Here is an 18,246-nt window from a genome sequence, read left to right as displayed (position 1 = left end):
CCATCATGTCGCAAGCGTCTCCCCTGGAAACCCTGATCTCGCTGACCCGCGAGAAACGCGATACCGCCAGCCTGCGGCTGGTGGAGCTGCGCCGTGCTCGGCAGGACGCCCAGACCCAGCTCGAGACGCTGCAACACTATCGCCAGGAATATCGCGAAAAGCTGCAGACGGCCATGCAACGCGGCATCGGTCCCGACAGCTGGCGGAATTACGAGCAGTTCCTGCGCTCGCTGGATTCTGCCATCGAGCGCGCCCGCCACTCGCTGGCCGAGCGCGAGCGCCAGCTCGGTCAGGGCCAGCAGCACTGGCAGCAGGAGCAGCGCCGGCTGTCCGCCTACGATACCCTGGAGTCTCGTCGCCAGCAGCGCGAGCAGCAGCGCGAGCAGAAGCGCGAGCAACGCCAGAACGACGAGATGGCCAACACCCTGCTGCAGCGACGCGAATCGCGGACCGCGTCCCACGAGTCCAGTCACTGAAGAGGTAATCCCCCATCATGGCTTTGTCAGCACTGACTCCCGTTGCGGGGACGCCCTCCTCCTCCCCCGCCGGCAATGGCGCCAGCGACGCATCCGCGTCCCCGGCCGGCCTGTTCGCCAGCCTGCTCGGCAAGGCCGGCAGTGCCAATGCGCCCGGCCAGCAGCGGATCGCCGGCTCGCCGGGCGTGAACACTGCCGAGCTCTCGGCAGCCCTCAAGCAGCTCGCCGCACAGCTCAAGGGCGACGATTCGGGCCCGGGCTCGCTCAAGGAAGCCCTGAACACCCTGCTGAAGCATCTGGACGATGGCTCGTCGGCCGGGCAGGTTCAGGACACATCGCTCGACACTCTGCTCAAGCGCCTGTCCGCCGATCAGGGCGACAAGCCAGCTGACGGCGAGTCACTGGTCGATCAACTGGCCGCCCTGCTCCAGCCACTGCTGGCGGAAACGGCCGACAGGAAGGCGACGCTCGATCTCTCGGCCCTCCACCAGCGCCTGCCGCGCGAGACTGCCGGTGGCGACGCCACGCTGGATGCCATCCGCCAGCGCCTGGATGCCATTGCCGGCACCCAGGGGCGCTCGCCCGATCAGGCCGACGCCTCGCTGCTCCAAACGGCCAGGAATTCGGCCGACATGCGTAACCCGGCCATGAACGCCATGCCCGCCGACACACTAATGGCCGGCCGCAACCCGGACGGAAAGGTCGACGGCAATACGTCGCCCTCGCTGTTCCAGGCACTGCAGACGGCGGCATCGGCCACCGACGGCAATGCCGCGACACCCCGGACCACAGCCGGGCTTCCATCCTCGTCCACGACCGGCGACGCCAACAGCCATTGGCAGGGCGCCCTGCTGGATGCCGCGCGGGGCGATACCACCCAGGCGCCGCTGAATACCTTCGCCAGCCAGGCCAGCGGCGCGCTCGGCGGCACGGCGGGGCATGCCGCCGGCGCGGCCGCCGCACCGGCAACCGCGACACTGAGTGCCCCCGTGGCCTCCGCCCAGTGGCAGCAGGGGCTCGGCCAGCAGCTGGTTCAGCTGCATCAGCGCGGCGGTCAGCAGGTTCAACTGCATCTTCATCCTGCCGAGCTGGGCCCGCTGTCGGTCCAGCTGAAGATCGATGATCAGCTGGCCCAGGCCCAGTTCCTGTCCCACAACCCGCAGGTCCGGGCTGCCGTCGAGCAGGCCATTCCCCAGCTGCGGGCCGCCCTGAACGAGGCCGGCATCCAGCTCGGCGAGGCCATGGTCGGCGATCAGCCCCAGCCGGGCCAGCAGGATGCATCCGGCGGCTCCGGCCACCCCGCGTCCGGTGCGCCGGGCACCCTGGCTCAGGGCACCACCCGCCTTGATGACGAGGGCGTCGACGGCGAGACCAGGATGACGATCACCGCACCATTGAACTCGCGCGCCGGCGGCGTCGACCTCTACGCCTGATCCGGCGAAGCGGCATGGCCGGTGGACCGACACCATCGGCCGGTTCACTGCCGGCAAAGCGCCGAGTTGACCCCGTATGTACGCCCTTTTTCCGCCATCCCGGGCCCGGCGCAGGACGCATACTCCCCCCACTTGCAATCCACGACGGCGTAAGCAATGGCCAAGACACAGACCGACGGCAAGAGCCGCAAGCCCTGGTGGCTGCTGGGCTTATTGATCATCCTCATCTCGGGTGCCTGCTCGGCCGGCGTCTATTTCCTGCTGGAATCGCGCCTCTCGTCGGCCAGCCAGTCCGATACCGAGGAAGCCGCGGTACAGGAACCGGCCACCCCCATCTTCGTGACCGTCGATCCGTTCACGGTCAATATCCAGAGCGACGACTATTCCCAGCGGCTGCTCTACATCGGCCTGTCTCTCAAGGTGCTCGATGACCAGACCCGAGAGGCACTGCTGACCTACATGCCTCAGGTCCGCAGCCGCCTGCTGATGCTGCTCTCCGGCCAGAAAGCCGGGGATCTGGTGACGCCGGCCGGCAAGCAGGCGCTGTCCAAGGCGATTCTCGCCCTGTTCGACAAGCCGTTCGCGAATGCCCAGAAGCCGCTTCACGTGGAAGACGTGCTTTACACCGACTTCATCGTGCAATAGACCATGGCTCAAGACGATCTCCTGTCGCAGGATGAAATCGATGCCTTGCTCAAGGGCGTCAGCGGCGAAGAGGAAAGCGGTTCGGAAAGCGAGGCGCAACGCGGCAACTCGCGCATCCGCCCGTATGACCCGGCCACCCAGCACCGCATCATCCGGGAACGCCTGCACGCGCTCGACATCATCAACGAGCGCTTTGCCCGCCAGTTCCGGATGAGCCTGTTCAACCTGCTGCGCCGCAGCGCCGACATCACCGTCGAGGCCGTGCGCTACCAGAGTTACAGCGACTTCTCGCGGCATGTGCCGGTGCCGACCAACATCAACCTGATCTCCATGAAACCGCTGCGCGGCACGGCCCTGGTGCTGTTTCCGCCCAACCTGGTGTTCATGGTGGTCGACAACCTGTTCGGCGGCGACGGGCGCTTTCTGACCAAGTCGGAAGGTCGCGAGTTCACGCATACCGAACAGCGCATCATCCAGCGCCTGCTCCGCCTGGCCATCGACGCCTACCAGGACGCCTGGAAGTCGGTCTATCCGCTGGAGATCGGCTACTCCCGCTCGGAGATGCAGGTCAAGTTCGCCAACATCACCAGCTCGCCCAACGAGATCGTGGTCACCAGCACCTTCCATCTGGAAGTCGGCAACCTGTCCAGCAACTTCCAGATCTGCATGCCCTACTCGATGATCGAGCCCATCCGCGACCTGCTGTCCGGCCCGCTGACCGACAGCAACGCCGAGGAAGACCGGGTGTGGGGCGAGCGCATGGCCGACGAGGTCAAGGAGTCGCAGATCGAACTGGTGGCCAACTTCGTCGACATCACCACGACCCTGGGGCGGGTGATGTCGCTGAAGAGCGGCGACGTGCTGCCCATCGAACTGCCGGATATCGTCACCACCAGCGTCGACGGCGTGCCGGTCATGCAGTGCGAGTACGGCAGCCAGCATGGGCAGCGCGCGCTGCGCGTGCGCCGCCTGATCGACCATGTCCAGTCCCACGCCAAATTTGCTCCCGGGCCGAGCGGAGTCAAGGAATCCGAGAATGACTGATCCCAACAAACCCGATCAAAACAGCGCCGACGACGATTGGGCGAAGGCCATGGCCGAGCAGGCCGGCGGCGAGCCGGCGGCCGAGGGCGACCCCTGGGCCGCCGCCTTCGCCGAACAGGCCGAGGCCGAGCACCAGCCCGACGAGCCACCGGAGCCGGCCGCCGACACCAGCCAGGCCCGCGCCGCCGGCGACACGGTCTTCAAGCCGCTGGACGGCGGCAATGACGGACAGTCGTCGATGCGCGACCTCGAGATGATCATGGACATCCCGGTCAAGCTGACCGTGGAGTTGGGTCGCACGCGCATCACCATCAAGCAACTGCTGGAGCTGGCCCAGGGCTCGGTCATCGAACTCGACGGTCTGGCCGGCGAGCCCATGGATATCCTGATCAACGGCTACCTGATCGCCCAGGGCGAGGTGGTGGTGGTCGATGACAAGTACGGCATCCGCGTCACCGAGATCATCACCCCCTCCGAGCGGGTGCAGAAGCTCAACCGATGAGCGCGAGCGATGCGGCACAAGGCGCCACGCCCGGCAGCGACAACCTGCTGGAACTGGCCATGCTGGGCAAGACCGCCCTCGCGCTGGCGGTGGTGGTCGGCATCATCCTGCTGTGCAGCTATGCCCTGCGCCGGCTCAATGCCGGTCGCGGCCAGGCGGGTCGTCACCTGAAGGTCGTGGCCAGCGCCGCGGTCGGCCAGAAGGAGCGCGTGGTGGTGGTTCAGGTCGAGCAAACCTGGCTGGTGCTGGGTGTCGGCGGCGGTCAGGTCAATGCCCTGCATCACCTGCCCGCGCCGGCCGAACCGCCCGAGCCCCCCGCCGCCGCCGATGGCGGCTTCGCCACGCGCCTGGCGAGCGCCCTGCGCCAAGGCAAGGCGCGCTCGGGGGATGACGGAGCGTCGTCATGAGCGCATTCCGACAGGCGCGGCCCTGTCACTGCGGCTGGCTGCGACTCGTTCTGCTCGCGGCGCTGGCCCTTCTACCGCAGGTGGCCCTGGCCCAGTCGATCCCCGGACTGACCAGCCAGCCTCTCGAGGACGGCGGCCAGCAGTGGTCGCTGAGCCTGCAGCTGCTGCTGCTGCTCAGCGCCATGGCCTTCCTGCCGGCCATGCTGCTGATGATGACCAGCTTCACGCGGATCATCATCGTGCTGAGCCTGCTGCGCACCGCCATGGGCACCCAGGCCACGCCGCCCAACCAGGTACTGCTCGGCATCGCGCTGTTTTTGACCTTCTTCATCATGTCGCCGACGCTGCATGATGCCTACGAGCAGGCCTGGGTACCGCTCTCCGAGAAGCAGATCGGCCTGGAGACCTTCGTCGAGCGCGTCAGCGACCCGTTTCGCGAGTTCATGATGGCGCAGACCCGCGAGCCGGATATCGCCCTGTTCGCGAAGCTGGCCAATGTCGGCGAGATGCAGGGCCCGGAAGACGTGCCCATGCGCGTGCTGCTGCCCGCCTACGTCACCAGCGAGCTGAAGACCGCCTTCCAGATCGGCTTCACCATCTTCATCCCGTTTCTGATCATCGACCTGGTGGTGGCCAGTGTGCTGATGTCGCTGGGCATGATGATGGTGCCGCCGGTGACCATCTCGCTGCCCTTCAAGCTGATGCTGTTCGTGCTGGTCGACGGCTGGCAGCTACTGATCGGCTCGCTGGCCCAGAGCTTCCAGTTATGATCCCCGAGCATCGTTCTCTTTCCTCGATGGAGCGCCTGCCATGACACCGGAAATGGTAATGAGCCTGGCCTACCAGGGCATGAAGGTCACCCTCTTACTCGCCGGCCCACTGCTGTTGACGGCGCTGGCCCTCGGCCTGCTGGTGAGCCTGTTCCAGGCGGCCACCCAGATCAACGAGCAGACCCTGAGTTTCATCCCCAAGATGCTGGGCGTGTTCGGCGTGATGGTGCTGGCCGGCCCCTGGCTGCTCAAGCTGATCACCAACTTCACCACCGAACTCTTCCACAACATTCCCTTGATGCTCGGCTAGGGCGCGCCTCCGCACCATGCTCGAGGTCACCTACGACCAACTCCACGCCTGGCTGGTTGCCTTCTTCTGGCCATTCGTGCGCCTGCTCGCCTTCATCATGGCCGCGCCGCTGTGGGGCCACGACAGCATTCCCCGCCAGGCGCGGATTGGCCTGGCGGCGCTGCTCGCCTATGTGATCGCACCCTCGCTGCCCCCGCTGCCCGCGGTGCCCATTATCTCGTGGCCGGGGCTGGGCATCCTCGTCGAGCAGCTGCTGATCGGGGTGGCGATGGGGCTGGTGATGCACGTCACGCTGTCGGTGGTGATGGCCGCCGGCGAGTACATCGCCCTGAAGATGGGGCTCGGCTTCGCCACCTTCTTCGCGTCGGACATCGGCGAGAATACCGTGGTCCTGGCGCGCTTTCTGTACATGATCACCCTGCTGATGATGCTGGCCCTCAACGTGCACCTGGTGGTCATCGAGATCCTCGCCGACTCCTTCACCGCCCTGCCGATCGGCGCCCATCCCCTGAATGCCGACGCCTTCGCCGCAATCGCCCGCTACGGCGGCACCATCTTCCACTCCGGCCTGCTGCTGGCCCTGCCGGTGATCGCCGCGCTGATGATCATCAACCTGTCGCTGGGCATCCTCAACCGGGCCTCGCCGCAGCTGACGATCTTCTCGATCGGTTTTCCGCTGACACTGACGGCGGGGCTGGCCCTGCTGATGGTGCTGATGATGGACTTCAGCCGCTTTCTGGAAAACCTCTTTCAGAATGGCCTGAACATGCTCCAGCAGGTCATTTCGGCCATGGCGGGGTAAGGCAGGCGCCGCTTCGGCCCATCAGCCCCCATCAGCAAGAAAGCCTTCGAGGGTCTCGAAGGCTTTCCATCACTGCGTGAAAGACAGACGTTGCCGGATTACAGCATCTGGAACAATGACATGCCACGCATGTCGACGAAGGCCTTCTGGGAGGCCTGCAGACCGACCTGACGCAGGGTATAGTCGGACACCGCCTTGGCGTAATCCAGGTCGACCAGATCGGACATTTCCGCCTCGTAGTTGACCGAGCGATTGCCGCCGACCTTGTCGAGCACGTCGAGCTCGTTGAGACGCGCCCCGACCGAGGCCCGGGTCGTCAGGACGTTATCCAGGCTGTTGTCCAGCTGGCGGCTGACGGTGGACAGGGCGTTATCGAGGTGCGCCTTGCCGGCCGCCGTCTCCGTCGAGGTATCGAGCGCCTTCATGGCGTTTTCCAGGCTGGAAAAGATATTCTGGTCCTGACCCTTGCTGACTTCGATGGTGTCGCCACTCGCCGGATCACCATCAAGTTCCAGCGAGACACCATTCAACTGAATCGATGCCCCACTTTCCGGGTCATAGGCAATATTGCTCATGCCGGAAACCGCATTGCCGCTCCCGTCCTCGACACTGTACTGCCAGTTATTCGGCGTGCCGGAAAAGACCACGCTGAAGGTCTCGCCATAACCGGCAGCGGAGGTATCCTCGACGACCGGCCCGGAAAAGCTCAGGCTGCTGCTGTCATCGGTCGTTGCCTCGGCGACATAGTCCGCGCCGTGATGAACACCGAAGAAGACTTCACGACCGCTGTTGCCGATCTTCATCTGCCGCGAGGCATCCACCTGCTGATGCCGCACGGTGTCCGCACCATGATATTCCACCTCGTCGCCGGCATTCTTGCGAAACGGCGGCGCATTGTCCTTGATGCCGCCGAACAGGTAACTGCCATTGCCATCGGTGGTGTTGGCCTGGCCGATCAGCGCCTCGTAGATGCCCTGCAGCTGGCTGCGCATGGAAGACCGGTCGGCGTCGCTGAGCGTCTCGTTGCCCGCCTGCACCATCAGCGTCTTGGCGCTGGTCAGGGCATCGCTGACGCTGTTGAGCACGCTCTCTTCCTGCGACATGGCATTGCGTGCCGATACCCGCGAATCCGCGTACTGCTGCGTCACGGCCAGCGACTGGGAGACCCCGACGGCGCGAGACGCCGCCTGGGGGTCGTCCGAGGGCGAAACCACACGGCGCCCGGACGCCATCTGCTTGCCGACCTCCATGAACGCGCCCTGCTGGCGGTTCATGGAAGACAGGCTCGACTCGAACATGGTCAGCGTGCTGATACGCATGACGAAAAACTCCCGTGAACCGGTTAACGAATGCCCAGAATGCTGTCGAAGACCGTGCTGGCGGTCTGGATGACCTTGGCGTTGGCCTGATAGTACTGCTGGAAGCGGATCAGGTTGGCCGCTTCCTCATCGAGGTTGACGCCGGACTCGGACTGCTGGACCTGCTTGAGCTGTTCGGTCAGCGTATTCTGGGCATCCAGGTTGGCCTGGACGACGTTGGTACGGTTGCCCACGTCGCTGACCATCGAGGCATAGGACTCGTTGAGGCTTGCCTTGCCGCCGACAAGATCGGCATTCTGCAGGTTCTGCAGCTTCAGGGCATTGGCATTGTCGCCGGCCGCATTAGTTTCAGCCGCGGCGATCCTGGACGTATCGTTGATCACATTCTCCAGCGTGCCGGCCAGGTTGCGCGTCGGCTGCAGCTGATAGACATCGCCATTCTGCAACTTGGTAGCATCATCCACCGTCAAGGTGACACCATCGAAACTTAGCTCGCCGCTGGTACTGTCCCAGGCGACATCGCCACTATCCAGCTGCGTCCCCGTATCCAGGCGCGTTACGTCAAATGCACTGCCGTCATAACGCAGCTGGTAATCCCCCGGAGTCACCTTCGAGACATCACCGAACACCGCTGACGTGATACTGGCGTTTCCTTGGTTAGTATCTTCACTGAAGACCGTGGGCCCACCGATGGCAAAGAAGTCACCGCCCGGATCACCGTTCAGGTCCTGCCCTGCGCGGTGCTGGTCATTGAAGCCGGCGGCCAGCGACAGCGCCATCTGCCCCAGCTGGTTCTGGGTCTTGTCCAGGGTTTCGCGACGGAAGGTCATCAGCCCGCCGAGGGTGCCGCCCTCGAAGGTCGAGTCCCGCAGCTCGACCTGACTGCCGCCCGGGTCGTTGTAGGCAACCACCGTGCGCGAGGGGTCGGCGGACGACGGCACGGCTTCCAGCGTGTAGCTGCGATTGCCGGCGACCAGCGGCTGGCCATTGCCGAGCATGACGTTGTAGGTGTCGCCGTCCTGCACGCTCAGCGAGACATCCAGCCGCTCGCTGAGCGTGGCCACCATATGGTCGCGCTGATTGAGCAGGTTGTTGGGAATGTCGCCGGTCTTGGCCTTGGTCAGGGAGATCTGGCGATTCAGCTTGGCGAGCTGGTCGGCCGTGTTGTTGATCTGGGTGACCTCGTCGCGAATCTGGCCGTTGATGCCCGACTGCATGTCGTCCAGGTAGCTGTCGAAGGCACGGAACTGACCCGTCAGGGTATCCGCGGTGCCGATGACACCTTGCCGTGCGGCCGGATCGGACGGTGCACCGGCGAGGTCCTCCATCGAGGAAAAGAAACTTTGCATCAGCGGCGCCAGGCCGGAATCACTGTCCGCCAGCAGATTGTCGATCTGACTCGCCTGGGTATTGTAGGTCTCGAGCGCGCTGGAACGGCTGGTGGCCGCATTGAGCTGCGAGGCGATGTACTGGTTGAACTGACGTTCGACATCGTTGACCTGAACGCCCCCGCCCGCCGGCTGGGTTTCACCCAGCTGGGTGACCTGACGGTTGTAGCCCGGCGTATAGACGTTGCTGACGTTGGTGCCGGCGGTCTGCAGGGCCACCTGGGCGGCATTGAGACCACTGAGGCCGGTGGAAAAGAGGCTCATGTTGCTATCCCGATCTGGCTATTGTCAGAGATATCGGCCGAGCGCCGAAGAACTTGAGCATCATGTCTCGGCCCGTGGTGGATCAGAAAAGACGCGTGGGCACCTGCTCCAGGCTGAAGGGGTCAAGTGTCGTGGACGCGGGCTGCGAACCCACTCGCGCCACCGCCTGTGCTTCGGCATCGCCGCCCGGCTGCCGCAGGCTGCGCATCACGGCAATCAGCTTGTCGGCGTAGTGCGGGTCGGTGGCGTAGCCGCCCGTCTGCAAGGCGCGCGCGGCCTGGTCACCACTTGTTGCGGTCACCACGCCAGCATAACGCGGGTTATCGCCGATCAGGCGAGCGTAATCGGTGAAGGCCGCCTGGTAGTCGTCATAGACGCGGAAGCGGTCCACGCGCTGTTCCGGGCGGCCGTCGACATATTCGGTGGTAACGATATCGGTGGTCTCGCCGCGCCACTGGCTGCCGGCCTTGATGCCGAACAGGTTGTGGCTGTTGCCACCCTCGGCGGTGGGAATCTCGTAGCGCCCCCAGCCCGTTTCCAGCGCGGCCTGGGCCAGAATCAACTCGGCCGGAACGCCGGTTTGCCGTGCCGCCGCCTGGGCCGGGCCGCGCAACGTGTCGACGAAGCTCGCCACGTGTGCCGGGCGTGTGTCCTGGCTCTCCGGCGATGCCGCCGAGGCCCCGGAGCGGGAAGCAGCCCGACTCGCCGCTTGTGCATCCAGCGCATCGAGAAAGCCATGGCCCCGGGCCGTCGAGGCAGTGGCCGCCATGCTCGCGTCACTCTTCAGCACACGCGGCGTGCCTCGCGGGATGCCGGCGATCAACGGCTCGCCCGCGCGCTCCCCGCCGGGAACCATGCCGCTGTTCTGGAGCTGGTCGACCAGTTTCTCCGCCAGGCCGAAGCCCTTCCCGGACAGCTCCTGCGCCCATTGCTTGTCGAGCATTTCCGTATAGAAGCGGGCCTGCTGGCTGTCGAGCAGCCCCGACTGGGGGGTGGCCTCGCGCATGCTCTTGAGCATCATGCGCAGGAAGATCGCCTCGAAGTCCTTGGCCGCCGACTTCAACCCCTCCTGCGGGTTCTGGCGAGCGGTATGCTTGAGCCGCTGCAACCCCTGCAAATCGAGCGCAAACTGGCTGCCCAGATTGTTGACCGTCATCAGATGATCTCCAGCTTGGCGCGCAGCGAACCGGCCGCCTTGAGGGCCTGCAGAATCGACATCAGATCCTGGGGCGTGGCACCCAGCGCATTGAGCGCACTGACCACCTTCGCCAGGTCCGCGCTGGTCTGCACCATCTGCAGCGAGCCGCCTTCCTGGGAAACCGACACGTTGGCATTGGGCACCACCGCCGTCTGGCCCTGGGAAAACGCATTGGGCTGGCTGACCTGCGGATTGGAGTTGATGGTGACCGACAGGTTGCCATGCGCCACGGCCGCCTGGTGCAGCGTCACACTGCTGTTCAACACCACCGAGCCGGTCCGCGAGTTGATAACCACCTTGGCGGGCTCCTGGCCGAGCGCCAGGTCGATGTTCTGCACCCGCGCCATGAAGCGCACGCGATCGTTGCTGTCGGCCGGCGCCTGCAGGCGGATGACCCGCCCGTCGACCGCCGAGGCCACCGGCGCACCGAATTCACGGTTGATCGCCGCCACGGCACGCTGAGCGGTATCGAAGCTGTACTCGTTCAACTGCAGGTCGAGCGTGCCGTCACGTCCCAGGGCCAGCGGCACCGCTCGCTCGACGGTCGCCCCGCCGTTGATGCTGCCGCCGGCCTGCTGATTGATCGAGACACTGCTGCCGGCGGCCTGGGCACCGGCACCGCCGACGAAGACATTGCCCTGGGCCATGGCGTACACCTGCCCGTTGGCCCCTTTCAGCGGCGTCATCAGCAACGTGCCACCACGCAGGCTGCGGGCATTGCCCACCGACGACACCACGACGTCGATCGCCTGCCCCGGGCGCGCGAAGGGCGGCAGCTCGGCGGTGACCATGACCGCCGCCACGTTCTTGAGCTGCATGTTGGTGCCCTCGGGCACGCTGATCCCCAGCTGATTGAGCATGTTGGTCAGGCTCTGGGTGGTGAACGGCGCCTGGGTGGTCTGGTCACCCGTGCCGTCGAGGCCGACCACCAGCCCGTAGCCCACCAGGGCGTTGTTGCGTACGCCGGCGAACGACGCCAGGTCCTGCAACCGTTCGGCACGGGCCGGCAGCGCCAGCAGGCAGGCCAGCAGCATGCCGAGACACCACAGCCACGGCCTGATGATGTCGGAGGAATGGGTCTGCGTTTTCATAGCCCGTGCCTTCCTTCGCTCAGAACGGCGATATGTTGAGGAAGAAGCGCTGCAACCAGCCCATGGTCTGCGCCTCGTTGATATACCCCTTGCCGACGTATTCGATACGTGCGTCGGCCACCTGCGTGGACATCACGCTGTTCTGGCCGCTGATGTAATCGGGGTCGACCACGCCGGCAAAACGAATGAACTCGGTGCCCTGGTTGATGGCGATCTGCTTCTCGCCCTGCACCTGCAGATTGCCGTTGTAGAGCACATCGGTCACGGTCACCGTGATGGTGCCGGTAAAGCTGTTGTTCGCCGACGCCCCGCCACTGCCGGAAAAGTCGCTCTTGCCTTCGACATCGAAGCCGTACTTGCTCAGCTTTTTCAGCCCTTGCGGCAGGGCGTTCAAGCCCAGGGTGGCGCTGCCGTCGCGCCCGGCATTGGCCGAGGAACTCTTGCTGGCACTGACCTTCTCGTCGAGCACAATGGTCAGCACGTCGCCGACCTGACGCGGGCGGCGGTCCTCGAACAGCGGCTGATAGCCACTCGCCGGCTGATAGATGGCCCCGTTGGGCACCGGCGGCGGCGGGGGCTGCAGGGCGATCTTTTCCTGCTCGCCGACCACCGACGGCCGCGGCAACTGGGCACACCCCGTCAGTATCATTGCCATCAGCAGCGCAGCGCCGAAGCCGATATGGCGGGTGATTCGCGGTAGCCGGTCACTCATGAGCGTTGGGTCTCATCATGTCGCTGCGTTTACAGCTGGGCCAGGCGCGCCAGCATCTGATCCGACTTCTCGACGGCCTTGCTGTTGATCTCGTAGGCCCGCTGGGTCTCGATCATGCCGACCATCTCCTCCACCACATTGACGTTGGAGGTTTCGACATAGCCCTGATACAGCACCCCGGCACCGTTGTTGCCGGGCAGGTTCTGTGCCACCGGGCCCGAAGCATCGGTTTCCAGATACAGGTTTTCGCCGACGCTCTCGAGCCCCGCCGGGTTGCTGAAGTTCGCCAGCGCCAGCTGCCCGACCTGCGTCGACTGAGTCGTACCAGGCTGGGTCACGGAGACGATACCGTCGCGGCTGACCGATACCGACAGCGCGTTCTGCGGAATGAAGATGGCCGGCTGAATGGGGTAGCCACTGGCGGTGACCAGCTGGCCGTTCTGGTTGACCTGGAAGCTGCCATCCCGGGTATAGGCGGTACTGCCGTCCGGGCGCTGGACCTGGAAGAAGCCCTTGCCGTTGATGGCCAGGTCCCGGGAATTCTCGGTGTTCTCCAGATTGCCCTGGGTGTGCAGGCGCTCGGTTGCCACCGGGCGCACCCCGCTGCCGACCTGGAAGCCGGATGGCAGGTTGTCCTGCACGGTCGACTGGGCACCGGGCTGACGCAGGTTCTGGTAGAGCAGATCCTCGAAGACCGCCCGCGAGCGTTTGAAGCCGTTGGTGCTGACGTTGGCCAGGTTGTTGGAAATCACGTCCAGCTGGGTTTGTTGCGCCTCGAGACCGGTCTTGGCGGTCCACAGCGATCGAATCATTTCGTTGGCTCCCTGGAAATCGATACTCAGCTGGTGACGGACAGCAGACTGTTGGCCCGCTGTGCATTCTCGTCGGCGCTGGAAATCACTTTCATCTGCATGTCGTAACGGCGCGCGCTGTCGATCATCGCCACCATGGCCTCGGTGGGGCTGACGTTGCTGCCCTCGAGCGCGCCACTCACCACCCGCACGGTGTCATCGGCCTGCAGGGCCGCCGGCGCCTGACCGTTGGCATCGGGCCGGGGGCGGAACAGGCCATCGTCGCCACGCACCAGATCACCGGGCTGCGGATTGACCAGCTTGAGCTGCCCGGCCGGCCCCCGCGCCACCGGGTCTGTCCCCGGCACCTGGGCGCTGAGCGTGCCGTCGCTGCCGATGCGCACATCCGCACCCAGCGGCACCACGATCGGCCCGTTGACGCCCAGCACCGGGCGGCCCTGCACGTTGACGACGCCATTGGCATCGACCTGCAGGTCACCACGCCGGGTGTAGGCCTCGCCATCGGGCGTCTGCACCGACAGCCAGCCATCGCCGTCGATCGCCACGTCCATGGGCCGACCGGTAGTGTTCAGCGGCCCGGCTGAAAAGTCGCTGCCCGGCGTGGAGGCCATCACGGAAGCCCGCGTGGGCAGGCCCTCGCCCTGCACCGGCACGGCGCGCATGGCGTTGAGCTGGCCGCGAAAGCCCGTGGTCGTCACGTTGGCCAGGTTGTTGTTGATCACCGCCTGCTGGTCCATGCTCTGGCGGGCGCCGCTCATGGCGGTATAGAGAAGACGATCCATGCTGTTGGGTTTCCGGCTGGACAGTTGCTCCCCCGGGCCGGCAAGGCGCCGGCCCGGCGGCCCACGACATCAGCGCAGCTGCGCGATCTGGTCCATCACCTCGGACTGGGTACGGATCGAGTTGGTGTTGGCCTGATAGTTGCGCTGGGCGATGATCAGGTTGACCAGCTCTTGGGTCAGGTCGACGTTGGACTGCTCCAGGGTTTCCGGTGCAATGCCGCCAAACTGACCGACGCCGGCGGTGCCCAGCACCTCGGCCCCCGAGGACTCAGTTGCTGCCCACATGTTGTCGCCGGAAGCCTTGAGGCCTTCCGGGTTACGGAAGTTGGCCATGGCAATCTTGCCTGCCGCTACCGACTTCTCATTCGTGTAGTTGCGCATGACTGTACCATCATCAGCCACACTGACACCGATCAAAGAGCCCGATGTATAACCATCCTGGACCAAGGAATTTTGGGTAGAATCATTGGCGAACTGGGTCGTTCCCGCTAAAGAAAAATCAAAGTTTAACTGGTCCGCGCCGCCTCCAAGCTGGTCACTATTGAATGTTATAGAAGGAGTGGCAGCAGGAGTCGTAAGTGTTCCGTTTTGCAACACTCCGGCCAACGACCCGTTGGGGTCAAAGTTCATTGTGAATTGATTGTTAAGCTGGGCCGTATCATTCACACCATCGCCATTACTATCTGTAAAGCTACTGGCTGACAAGACCCCATCTACTGCCAAGGTACTTTGCCAAGTGTTATCCCCAGATTTCTTGAAATAGACGGTAGCATTACGCTGATTACCCAGTGAATCATAAAGAGTAAAGCTGTTTGAATAATTATAATCAACGGGGACGTCCAGCTTTTGCCCCGAGTTGTCATCCAGCTGCGCAGTGAGATTGACAGTGCTCAGAGCGGAACTGTCATTCTGATCAACACTGGCGTCCAGGTTGTAGACGGCCTTGACTCCAGTATCCACTCCAGTCGCCTGAGCCGGCATATCGTCAGACGGGATGTTCAATGCAACCGGCTGCCCGCCGGTCACGACCTTCGAAAAAGGACCACCCGAAAGGCCATAGCCCATCAACTTAGCGCCCTGAGCGTTGACCAGATCCCCATCGGCGGTCATGGTCAGCTGGCCGTTGCGAGAATAACCGACCTGGCCATCCTGCTCGAAGCGGAAGAAGCCGCTGCCGGTGATCGCCAGATCCAGATTGCGTCCAGTGGATTCCAGATTGCCGTTGCTGAAGTCCTGCAGAACGCCGGAGACGCGGGTCCCCAGGCCAATCTGGCTGTTTGCGAACACGTCGGCGAACTGCACCGACGAGCTCTTGAAACCCGAGGTCTGCGAGTTGGCGATGTTGTTGCCGACGACGTCGAGCTGCTGAGAGGCCGCACCGACCCCGCTGAGTGCCTGTGAAAAACCCATGATTGCCTTCCCCTACGTATACCGAATGTTCTGTTTTAAAAGGGTGACTCAAAGAATCTGGCGGACTGCATCCAGCCCGACCTGCCCGCGAATCGCGCCCAGGTCGAGCCGCGGGCCGCTGTCGGTGGTGACTACACCGTTGACCTGGGCATAGTTCAGCGCGGTGACCGGCACGGCCTTGTCGTCCTGGGTAGCCTCGACACGCACGCGATAGGCGCCGTCCGGTGCCGTGGTGCCGTCATTGCGGGTGCCGTCCCAGACGAAGGATTGGGTGCCGGCCTGCAGGGCGCCCACCTGTTGCGGGTCGATGGTGCGCACCACCTCGCCGTTCTGGCCGACGATGGACACCTTCACGGTGTCCGCCGGGCTGTCCAGCTCGACGCCGAAGGGCGTGGTGGCGTCGTCCTTCTTGAGCACCTGATCCCCCGGCACCAGCACGCCCTGGCCGATCAGCGCGGCCGCCTGCAGCGACTGGCCGGTATCGATCTGGCTGGTGAGGCTATCCAGGGTGTCGTTGAGCTGGTTGATGCCGTTGACCGTGTTGATCTGCGCCAGCTGCGAGGTCATTTCGGCATTTTCCATGGGCTTCATGGGATTCTGGTTCTTCAGCTGGGTTACCAGCAGGGTCATGAAGCTGTTGCTGAGGTCTTCGGTCGAACCCGATCCCGCCGCCTTCTTGGCGGCGGCGCCGAGGTTCATGTTGTTGAGCACGCTCGGGTCGATGGTGTTGGCCATGCGGGGCCTCCTGACAATGGACGAAACCGGGCCGATCAGTTGTCGCCCAGACTCAGTGTCTTGAGCATCAGTGACTTGCTGGTATTCATCACCTCGACGTTGGCCTGGTAGGAACGCGAGGCGGAAATCATGTTGACCATCTCGTCGACCGGTTCGACGTTGGGCATGGTGACGTAGCCCTGATCGTCGGCCATGGGGCTGTCGGGCCGATACTCGCGCCGCATCGGGCTGGGATCATCGACCACCCGGCTGACCTGTACCCCGCCGACGCCGCTGGTGACGTCCGAGCGTGTCTCGAAGATGACCTGCTTGGCGCGATAGGGCTCGCCGTCCGGCCCGGCCACGCTGTCGGCGTTGGCCAGGTTGCTGGCGGTCACGTTCATGCGCTTGGACTGGGCGCTCATTGCCGAGCTGGAGATATCGAAGATGCTGAACATGGACATCGGCTTACTCCGGTTGCATGGCCGACTTGAGGCCCTGAATCTGGCGTTTCATGAAGGTCAGCGCCGCCTGATAACGTACCGAGTTGTCGGCGAAGGCCGCCCGTTCCCGGTTCATGTCGACGGTATTGCCGTCCAGGCTGGGCTGGTCCGGCACGCGATAGCGCAGATCCAGCGACGTCGCGGCGGGCGCATGGGCCGGAATGTGACGGCTCGAGGTGCGCGACAGCGACAGGCCGCCATCATCGCCCCGGCCCTGCTGCATGACGCGCGACAGCTCGCCGGCAAAGTCAAAGTCGCGTGCCTTGTAGTTGGGCGTATCGGCGTTGGCGATGTTGCTGGCCAGCACCTTCTGGCGCTCGGCACGCAGGTTGAGCGCCTCCTGGTTGTAGCGCAGCGCCCCCTCGAGCTGATCGATCATGTCCGGCCCCTGCCTTGGATGGGGAAATTTCAGCCTGCGAGAATAGACGCCCCCTTGTCATGACAAAGGCCGAAACAGCCCCCGGTTTGGGCACCATTTCCGCGCTTGATCGCTGGTGTCGGGGCCTAGAATCTGGCGGCAACGATCAGGGGGGAAGCCATGCGCCAATCAATCCGGCAGCGGCAGGTCTGGCCACGGGGGACAATCTTCTTCGCCCTGATATTCGGTCTGCTGTTTTCCGGGGGGGCCGATGCCACCAGCGATGTACTGACCCAGCGCGTCACCCAGCTACTGACCCGGCAGGCCGGCGAACTCGGCGAAGTGGCCGGCGTCAAGGTCCATACGCCGTCGGCCGTCTTCAGCCACTGCGATGACCCGCAGCCCTTTCTGCCCGACAACGGGCAACGGCACTATGGGCGAGTCTCGGTGGGCGTGCACTGCGAGGGTCCCGGCGGACGCCGGCAGACCCGCTACCTGCAGGCCGATGTGTCGGTGCGTGTACGCTACGTGACCGTCGCCCATGACCTGGACCGTGGCAGCGTTATCGCCCGCAACGACCTGCAGCTCGCGGAAGGGCGACTCGAGAAGCTGCCGAGGGACATCGTTCGCGATCCCGGGGCCATCGTCGGCCAGGTCGCGACGAGCCGGCTGCAAGCCGACAGGCCGCTGCGCGCCTACCAGCTGCATCCCAGGGACCTGGTCAAACGTGGACAACGCGTCACGGTGATCGCCAGAGGGCCCGGCTTCGAAGTGAGTCGAGAGGCCGAGGCGCTGGACAACGGCGCCATGGGCGAGCAGGTTCGCGTGCGCGCCGGGGATCGAAAGATCCTGAGGGGACGCGTCATCGGCCCGCGCCGACTCGCCATCGACTTATGAGGGACCGCACCACTACACTGATGGCACGCCCAGTCGCAGCCACGGGCTAAAGTTTTCCCGCCGTCCGTCGATAAACAGGGAAAGCCGATGCCCAAAGAGAGTGTGCCCCGTGAAGATCGATGGTTCTCATCCCCTGCAGCGCCCCACCCAGAGTGACGCCACCCGGACCGGCAAGCCGTCGCGCGCCGAGGACGGCGATACCCGGGGCGCCAGCGCCACCTCGGTGGCACATCTGAGCGACAGAACCCAGGATGCCACCCGCGACATCGATACCGCGCGCGTGGCCGAGGTGCGTCAGGCGATCAGCGAGGGACGGCTCGAGATTCGGCCCGAGCGCATCGCCGACGGCCTCATCCAGAGCGTACGCGACCTGCTCGACTGACGTCGCGGCGCCCCTTTGAACTCCGGA

22 protein-coding genes are annotated in these 18,246 nt (G+C 64.6%); 11 read left to right on the top strand and 11 right to left on the bottom strand.

What is annotated here, in order from left to right:
• Positions 1 to 5: 5 nt before the first annotated feature.
• From fliJ to fliR, 9 genes are all read left to right on the top strand, one after another.
• Positions 6 to 476, top strand: coding sequence for a flagellar export protein FliJ (gene fliJ, locus ACTCB7_RS08985; RefSeq protein ID WP_463006386.1), 471 nt, complete (start codon positions 6 to 8; stop codon positions 474 to 476).
• Positions 477 to 493: 17 nt separating this feature from the next.
• Entirely contained in the window at positions 494 to 1,909 is a 1,416-nt protein-coding gene (locus tag ACTCB7_RS08980; RefSeq protein WP_463006385.1) for a flagellar hook-length control protein FliK, read from the top strand.
• Between the two features lie 156 nt (positions 1,910 to 2,065).
• On the top strand, positions 2,066 to 2,554 hold the full coding sequence (gene fliL, locus ACTCB7_RS08975; RefSeq protein ID WP_463006384.1) for a flagellar basal body-associated protein FliL: 489 nt from the start codon (positions 2,066 to 2,068) through the stop codon (positions 2,552 to 2,554).
• 3 nt (positions 2,555 to 2,557) lie between these two features.
• A complete protein-coding gene (fliM, locus tag ACTCB7_RS08970) occupies positions 2,558 to 3,598 on the top strand; it encodes a flagellar motor switch protein FliM (RefSeq protein ID WP_463006383.1) in 1,041 nt (346 codons plus the stop codon).
• Positions 3,591 to 4,100, top strand: a complete 510-nt coding sequence (gene fliN / locus ACTCB7_RS08965; RefSeq protein ID WP_463006382.1) for a flagellar motor switch protein FliN — start codon at positions 3,591 to 3,593, stop codon at positions 4,098 to 4,100. The genes fliM and fliN overlap by 8 nt, the downstream gene beginning before the upstream one ends.
• On the top strand, positions 4,097 to 4,507 hold the full coding sequence (fliO, locus tag ACTCB7_RS08960) for a flagellar biosynthetic protein FliO (RefSeq protein WP_463006381.1): 411 nt from the start codon (positions 4,097 to 4,099) through the stop codon (positions 4,505 to 4,507). The genes fliN and fliO overlap by 4 nt, the downstream gene beginning before the upstream one ends.
• A complete protein-coding gene (gene fliP / locus ACTCB7_RS08955) occupies positions 4,504 to 5,277 on the top strand; it encodes a flagellar type III secretion system pore protein FliP (RefSeq protein WP_463006380.1) in 774 nt (257 codons plus the stop codon). Before fliO ends, fliP begins: the two co-directional genes overlap by 4 nt.
• Before the next feature lie 40 nt (positions 5,278 to 5,317).
• A complete protein-coding gene (gene fliQ, locus ACTCB7_RS08950) occupies positions 5,318 to 5,587 on the top strand; it encodes a flagellar biosynthesis protein FliQ (RefSeq protein ID WP_463006379.1) in 270 nt (89 codons plus the stop codon).
• A gap of 16 nt (positions 5,588 to 5,603) precedes the next feature.
• Positions 5,604 to 6,389: a flagellar biosynthetic protein FliR gene (gene fliR, locus ACTCB7_RS08945; RefSeq protein ID WP_463006378.1), complete on the top strand. Its 786-nt coding sequence runs from the start codon at positions 5,604 to 5,606 to the stop codon at positions 6,387 to 6,389.
• 98 nt (positions 6,390 to 6,487) lie between these two features.
• On the opposite strand, the gene flgL is transcribed toward fliR, so the two are convergent.
• The 11 genes from flgL to flgB form a co-directional block, all read right to left on the bottom strand.
• Complete coding sequence (flgL, locus tag ACTCB7_RS08940) at positions 6,488 to 7,708, bottom strand: flagellar hook-associated protein FlgL (protein WP_463006377.1); 1,221 nt, start codon at positions 7,706 to 7,708, stop codon at positions 6,488 to 6,490.
• 23 nt (positions 7,709 to 7,731) lie between these two features.
• On the bottom strand, positions 7,732 to 9,360 hold the full coding sequence (gene flgK, locus ACTCB7_RS08935; protein ID WP_463006376.1) for a flagellar hook-associated protein FlgK: 1,629 nt from the start codon (positions 9,358 to 9,360) through the stop codon (positions 7,732 to 7,734).
• An 82-nt stretch (positions 9,361 to 9,442) separates the two neighbouring features.
• The gene (gene flgJ, locus ACTCB7_RS08930; RefSeq protein WP_463006375.1) at positions 9,443 to 10,516 is read right to left on the bottom strand and encodes a flagellar assembly peptidoglycan hydrolase FlgJ; all 1,074 of its coding nucleotides are present in this window, start codon (positions 10,514 to 10,516) and stop codon (positions 9,443 to 9,445) included.
• Entirely contained in the window at positions 10,516 to 11,649 is a 1,134-nt protein-coding gene (locus ACTCB7_RS08925; RefSeq protein ID WP_463006374.1) for a flagellar basal body P-ring protein FlgI, read from the bottom strand. Before ACTCB7_RS08925 ends, flgJ begins: the two co-directional genes overlap by 1 nt.
• Before the next feature lie 19 nt (positions 11,650 to 11,668).
• Positions 11,669 to 12,304 carry a flagellar basal body L-ring protein FlgH gene (locus tag ACTCB7_RS08920; protein WP_463006402.1) on the bottom strand — a complete coding sequence of 212 codons (636 nt, stop codon included), beginning with the start codon at positions 12,302 to 12,304 and terminating at the stop codon, positions 11,669 to 11,671.
• 86 nt (positions 12,305 to 12,390) lie between these two features.
• Positions 12,391 to 13,173, bottom strand: coding sequence for a flagellar basal-body rod protein FlgG (flgG, locus tag ACTCB7_RS08915; protein ID WP_463006373.1), 783 nt, complete (start codon positions 13,171 to 13,173; stop codon positions 12,391 to 12,393).
• Positions 13,174 to 13,199: 26 nt separating this feature from the next.
• The gene (gene flgF, locus ACTCB7_RS08910; RefSeq protein WP_224421031.1) at positions 13,200 to 13,955 is read right to left on the bottom strand and encodes a flagellar basal-body rod protein FlgF; all 756 of its coding nucleotides are present in this window, start codon (positions 13,953 to 13,955) and stop codon (positions 13,200 to 13,202) included.
• A 69-nt stretch (positions 13,956 to 14,024) separates the two neighbouring features.
• On the bottom strand, positions 14,025 to 15,365 hold the full coding sequence (gene flgE, locus ACTCB7_RS08905) for a flagellar hook protein FlgE (protein WP_463006372.1): 1,341 nt from the start codon (positions 15,363 to 15,365) through the stop codon (positions 14,025 to 14,027).
• A 48-nt stretch (positions 15,366 to 15,413) separates the two neighbouring features.
• Complete coding sequence (gene flgD, locus ACTCB7_RS08900; RefSeq protein WP_463006371.1) at positions 15,414 to 16,100, bottom strand: flagellar hook assembly protein FlgD; 687 nt, start codon at positions 16,098 to 16,100, stop codon at positions 15,414 to 15,416.
• 35 nt (positions 16,101 to 16,135) lie between these two features.
• Complete coding sequence (gene flgC, locus ACTCB7_RS08895; protein ID WP_224421028.1) at positions 16,136 to 16,543, bottom strand: flagellar basal body rod protein FlgC; 408 nt, start codon at positions 16,541 to 16,543, stop codon at positions 16,136 to 16,138.
• 4 nt (positions 16,544 to 16,547) lie between these two features.
• Entirely contained in the window at positions 16,548 to 16,961 is a 414-nt protein-coding gene (flgB, locus tag ACTCB7_RS08890) for a flagellar basal body rod protein FlgB (protein WP_463006370.1), read from the bottom strand.
• A gap of 159 nt (positions 16,962 to 17,120) precedes the next feature.
• Here flgB and flgA point away from each other — a divergent pair, with 159 nt between their 5' ends.
• Complete coding sequence (flgA, locus tag ACTCB7_RS08885) at positions 17,121 to 17,837, top strand: flagellar basal body P-ring formation chaperone FlgA (protein WP_463006369.1); 717 nt, start codon at positions 17,121 to 17,123, stop codon at positions 17,835 to 17,837.
• A 109-nt stretch (positions 17,838 to 17,946) separates the two neighbouring features.
• Positions 17,947 to 18,219, top strand: a complete 273-nt coding sequence (gene flgM / locus ACTCB7_RS08880; protein WP_463006368.1) for a flagellar biosynthesis anti-sigma factor FlgM — start codon at positions 17,947 to 17,949, stop codon at positions 18,217 to 18,219.
• Positions 18,220 to 18,246: the final 27 nt, after the last annotated feature.

Source organism: Modicisalibacter sp. (genome assembly GCF_055145905.1).
Note: the sequence above shows the minus strand (reverse complement) of the source record. Positions and strands in the feature narration are given on the sequence as shown.

Excerpts from the sequence above, each read along its gene's own strand:
- fliJ (WP_463006386.1), top strand. The coding sequence starts at position 6 with ATGTCGCAAGCGTCTCCCCTGGAAACCCTGATCTCGCTGACCCGCGAG.
- ACTCB7_RS08980 (WP_463006385.1), top strand. The coding sequence starts at position 494 with ATGGCTTTGTCAGCACTGACTCCCGTTGCGGGGACGCCCTCCTCCTCC.
- fliL (WP_463006384.1), top strand. The coding sequence starts at position 2,066 with ATGGCCAAGACACAGACCGACGGCAAGAGCCGCAAGCCCTGGTGGCTG.
- fliM (WP_463006383.1), top strand. The coding sequence starts at position 2,558 with ATGGCTCAAGACGATCTCCTGTCGCAGGATGAAATCGATGCCTTGCTC.
- fliN (WP_463006382.1), top strand. The coding sequence starts at position 3,591 with ATGACTGATCCCAACAAACCCGATCAAAACAGCGCCGACGACGATTGG.
- fliO (WP_463006381.1), top strand. The coding sequence starts at position 4,097 with ATGAGCGCGAGCGATGCGGCACAAGGCGCCACGCCCGGCAGCGACAAC.
- fliP (WP_463006380.1), top strand. The coding sequence starts at position 4,504 with ATGAGCGCATTCCGACAGGCGCGGCCCTGTCACTGCGGCTGGCTGCGA.
- fliQ (WP_463006379.1), top strand. The coding sequence starts at position 5,318 with ATGACACCGGAAATGGTAATGAGCCTGGCCTACCAGGGCATGAAGGTC.
- fliR (WP_463006378.1), top strand. The coding sequence starts at position 5,604 with ATGCTCGAGGTCACCTACGACCAACTCCACGCCTGGCTGGTTGCCTTC.
- flgL (WP_463006377.1), bottom strand. The coding sequence starts at position 7,708 with ATGCGTATCAGCACGCTGACCATGTTCGAGTCGAGCCTGTCTTCCATG.
- flgK (WP_463006376.1), bottom strand. The coding sequence starts at position 9,360 with ATGAGCCTCTTTTCCACCGGCCTCAGTGGTCTCAATGCCGCCCAGGTG.
- flgJ (WP_463006375.1), bottom strand. The coding sequence starts at position 10,516 with ATGACGGTCAACAATCTGGGCAGCCAGTTTGCGCTCGATTTGCAGGGG.
- ACTCB7_RS08925 (WP_463006374.1), bottom strand. The coding sequence starts at position 11,649 with ATGAAAACGCAGACCCATTCCTCCGACATCATCAGGCCGTGGCTGTGG.
- ACTCB7_RS08920 (WP_463006402.1), bottom strand. The coding sequence starts at position 12,304 with ATGGCAATGATACTGACGGGGTGTGCCCAGTTGCCGCGGCCGTCGGTG.
- flgG (WP_463006373.1), bottom strand. The coding sequence starts at position 13,173 with ATGATTCGATCGCTGTGGACCGCCAAGACCGGTCTCGAGGCGCAACAA.
- flgF (WP_224421031.1), bottom strand. The coding sequence starts at position 13,955 with ATGGATCGTCTTCTCTATACCGCCATGAGCGGCGCCCGCCAGAGCATG.
- flgE (WP_463006372.1), bottom strand. The coding sequence starts at position 15,365 with ATGGGTTTTTCACAGGCACTCAGCGGGGTCGGTGCGGCCTCTCAGCAG.
- flgD (WP_463006371.1), bottom strand. The coding sequence starts at position 16,100 with ATGGCCAACACCATCGACCCGAGCGTGCTCAACAACATGAACCTCGGC.
- flgC (WP_224421028.1), bottom strand. The coding sequence starts at position 16,543 with ATGTCCATGTTCAGCATCTTCGATATCTCCAGCTCGGCAATGAGCGCC.
- flgB (WP_463006370.1), bottom strand. The coding sequence starts at position 16,961 with ATGATCGATCAGCTCGAGGGGGCGCTGCGCTACAACCAGGAGGCGCTC.
- flgA (WP_463006369.1), top strand. The coding sequence starts at position 17,121 with ATGCGCCAATCAATCCGGCAGCGGCAGGTCTGGCCACGGGGGACAATC.